We start from the raw sequence: 1,568 nt of genomic DNA on the forward strand, positions 1-1,568 counted from the left end.
GTGTTTGAACATTGATTTTCCATGGCAGCTGAGAATATTGTAGGAGATCTTCTAGAAAGATTAAGTGCGTTTGAGCAATGGAGGGACGCAGGAGGCTAAGATGTGCATTCTGTTGGATTAGAATGTCCAAGCAGTAAGTCTTGTGAAGAGTCAAATGCTTTTCACTTTAAGGACAAGCTGTGATGGGGAGCGAAATTTAGTAGCGAAGCGTCTGATGTCACACTGCCGAGAAAAGCTTCTAGTGAGTACTTAACTACCCGTACCGCAAACCGACACAGGTAGTCGAGGAGAGAATCCTAAGGTGAGCGAGTGAACTCTCGTTAAGGAACTCGGCAAAATGACCCCGTAACTTCGGGAGAAGGGGTGCTGATCGCAAGATCAGCCGCAGTGAATAGGCCCAGGCGACTGTTTATCAAAAACACAGGTCTCTGCAAAATCGTAAGATGACGTATAGGGGCTGACGCCTGCCCGGTGCTGGAAGGTTAAAAGGATGGGTTAGCTTCGGCGAAGCTCAGAATTGAAGCCCCAGTAAACGGCGGCCGTAACTATAACGGTCCTAAGGTAGCGAAATTCCTTGTCGGGTAAGTTCCGACCCGCACGAAAGGCGTAACGATCTGGGCACTGTCTCAACGAGAGACTCGGTGAAATTATATTGTCCGTGAAGATGCGGACTACCCGCGACAGGACGGAAAGACCCCATGGAGCTTTACTGTAGCTTGATATTGAGTGTTTGTACAGCTTGTACAGGATAGGTAGGAGCCATAGAAACCGGAACGCTAGTTTCGGTGGAGGCGTTGGTGGGATACTACCCTCGCTGTATGACCACTCTAACCCGCACCACTAATCGTGGTGGGAGACAGTGTCAGGTGGGCAGTTTGACTGGGGCGGTCGCCTCCTAAAAAGTAACGGAGGCGCCCAAAGGTTCCCTCAGAATGGTTGGAAATCATTCGCAGAGTGTAAAGGCACAAGGGAGCTTGACTGCGAGACAGACAGGTCGAGCAGGGACGAAAGTCGGGCTTAGTGATCCGGTGGTACCGTATGGAAGGGCCATCGCTCAACGGATAAAAGCTACCCTGTGGATAACAGGCTTATCTCCCCCAAGAGTCCACATCGACGGGGAGGTTTGGCACCTCGATGTCGGCTCATCGCATCCTGGGGCTGTAGTCGGTCCCAAGGGTTGGGCTGTTCGCCCATTAAAGCGGTACGCGAGCTGGGTTCAGAACGTCGTGAGACAGTTCGGTCCCTATCCGTCGCGGGCGTAGGAAATTTGAGAGGACCTGTCCTTAGTACGAGAGGACCGGGATGGACATACCTCTGGTGTACCAGTTGTGCCGCCAGGCGCATCGCTGGGTAGCTACGTATGGATGTGATAAACGCTGAAAGCATCTAAGTGTGAAACACACCTCGAGATGAGATTTCCCATTCCTTTATGGAAGTAAGACCCCTGAAAGATGATCAGGTAGATAGGTTAGAAGTGGCAGTGCGGTGACGCATGAAGCGGACTAATACTAATCCATCTCCCTGATCATCTTTCAGGGGTCTTACTTCCATAAAGGAATGGGAAATCT

1 rRNA gene is annotated in these 1,568 nt (G+C 51.0%); it reads left to right on the forward strand.

Annotated features, from left to right (window positions below):
* A 23S ribosomal RNA gene (locus L3B96_RS27060) occupies positions 1 to 1,533 on the forward strand; the annotation flags it as partial.
* Between the last annotated feature and the right edge of the window lie 35 nt (positions 1,534 to 1,568).

This window comes from Clostridium sp. YIM B02569 (assembly GCF_022320765.1).
GTDB lineage: Bacteria > Bacillota > Clostridia > Clostridiales > Clostridiaceae > Clostridium > Clostridium beijerinckii.